This is a genomic window from Desulfurellaceae bacterium, from assembly GCA_021296095.1.
Taxonomy (GTDB): domain Bacteria; phylum Desulfobacterota; class Binatia; order Bin18; family Bin18; genus JAAXHF01.
In genome coordinates this window covers 613-1764 of the sequence record JAGWBB010000160.1, presented here as the reverse complement: position 1 = coordinate 1764, position 1152 = coordinate 613, and the positions used below count along the sequence as shown (strand labels likewise).

At 63.5% G+C, this 1152-nt stretch carries 3 protein-coding genes; 2 read left to right on the top strand and 1 reads right to left on the bottom strand.

The annotated features are described in order from the left end of the window. The first annotated feature begins 222 nt into the window (after positions 1-222). The gene (locus J4F42_22065) at positions 223-408 is read left to right on the top strand and encodes a hypothetical protein (GenBank protein MCE2488209.1); all 186 of its coding nucleotides are present in this window, start codon (positions 223-225) and stop codon (positions 406-408) included. A gap of 21 nt (positions 409-429) precedes the next feature. Further along, positions 430-675, top strand: a complete 246-nt coding sequence (locus J4F42_22060) for a hypothetical protein (GenBank protein ID MCE2488208.1) — start codon at positions 430-432, stop codon at positions 673-675. Positions 676-783: 108 nt separating this feature from the next. Here the strand turns inward: J4F42_22060 and J4F42_22055 are convergent. Further along, positions 784-1152: hypothetical protein (locus J4F42_22055; protein MCE2488207.1), on the bottom strand; the 369-nt coding region annotated here is incomplete at its 5' end.

The window sequence follows — 1152 nt, the reverse complement described above, 5'->3', positions numbered from 1 at the left end:
GGCGGCCAGGCCGGCAGCTGGTCGGCCTGCCTGCCGGGCTGGGGCAACAGATGGACCCGGAGTATTACCGTCCCGATCACGTGAACCACAGGAGGACTGCCATGCCTCGCACGGTCTTTGACCCAACCGTCCCGCCCCAGCAGCCCGTATCGGACGACCACTCCACGAGCGGCAAGAGAGCCCCCGTGTCGTTTTCCTACGCCCCGCGTCCCCGCTCGCTCGATGGAGTACGGCTCGGCCTGGTCGAAAACACTGCTGCTGAAAATCGCCCAGCGCCTGCACGGCCGCTACGGCGCGACCATGATCCATCTGGACCGCAAAAAGTCGTCCGGGCATAGCGTCAGCGACCAAGCCCTGGCCTATTTTCGGCAACACGCCGGCCTGGTGCTGGCCGGGGTCGGCGATTGAGGCTCGTGCAGTTCGAGCAGTGTGCTCGACGGCATCAAGCTGGAACACGCCGGCATTCCGGCCGTGTCAATCGTCACCCGGCCGTTTATTGCCACCGGCCAAGCCATGGCCAAAACCTGGGGAGCCCCGGACTATGCCTTTGTCGTCACCCCGCACCCGATTGCCAACCTGAGCCCGGCCGAACTGGATGCCAGGGCGGATGAGCTGACCGACCAGGTGGTTGCTTTTATGCAGCGATCAATGGACAGGGCAAGGGAGAGAGAATAAGCCGGGGACGGACGCGCTGTTGGGGTGTGAATGACCGCCCGTTGAGGGTCCCATGTGTTGTTCATTTTTACGGGGCGCAACAGGAATGACACAGGCATCGTCCGGCTTTCAGGGAATAATCACGAAGTTCTGGAGGGCCTCTTCCCATCGCAGTGTGGTAGTCTCGCCCGGATGGGGGAAGTCCGGGACGACAACCGTCCGGCGCATACCCTCCAGGAATTCCACCCCCAGCGTCGTGACCCGCACAGTCGTCCGGGCAAACTCGACCCCATCGGCCAGCGCCCGAATCTCATGTTCCCCCGGCCCCAGATTGTTCCAGTTCACCAGGAGAACGAAGCCGTTGTTGCTATCTCCACACTCCCCCTGGGTATCCCCCCGCGGCGTCCCATACGCTGCCAGCACCGGCGTCCCAGCCAGCTCAATGACGATCTCCTCAGCTTCACACGCCCACCCCGAGATGACTCCAACGCCGCTCTG

Coding starts and splice junctions, on each gene's coding strand:
- J4F42_22065 (MCE2488209.1), top strand. CDS start 223: ATGGAGTACGGCTCGGCCTGGTCGAAAACACTGCTGCTGAAAATCGCC.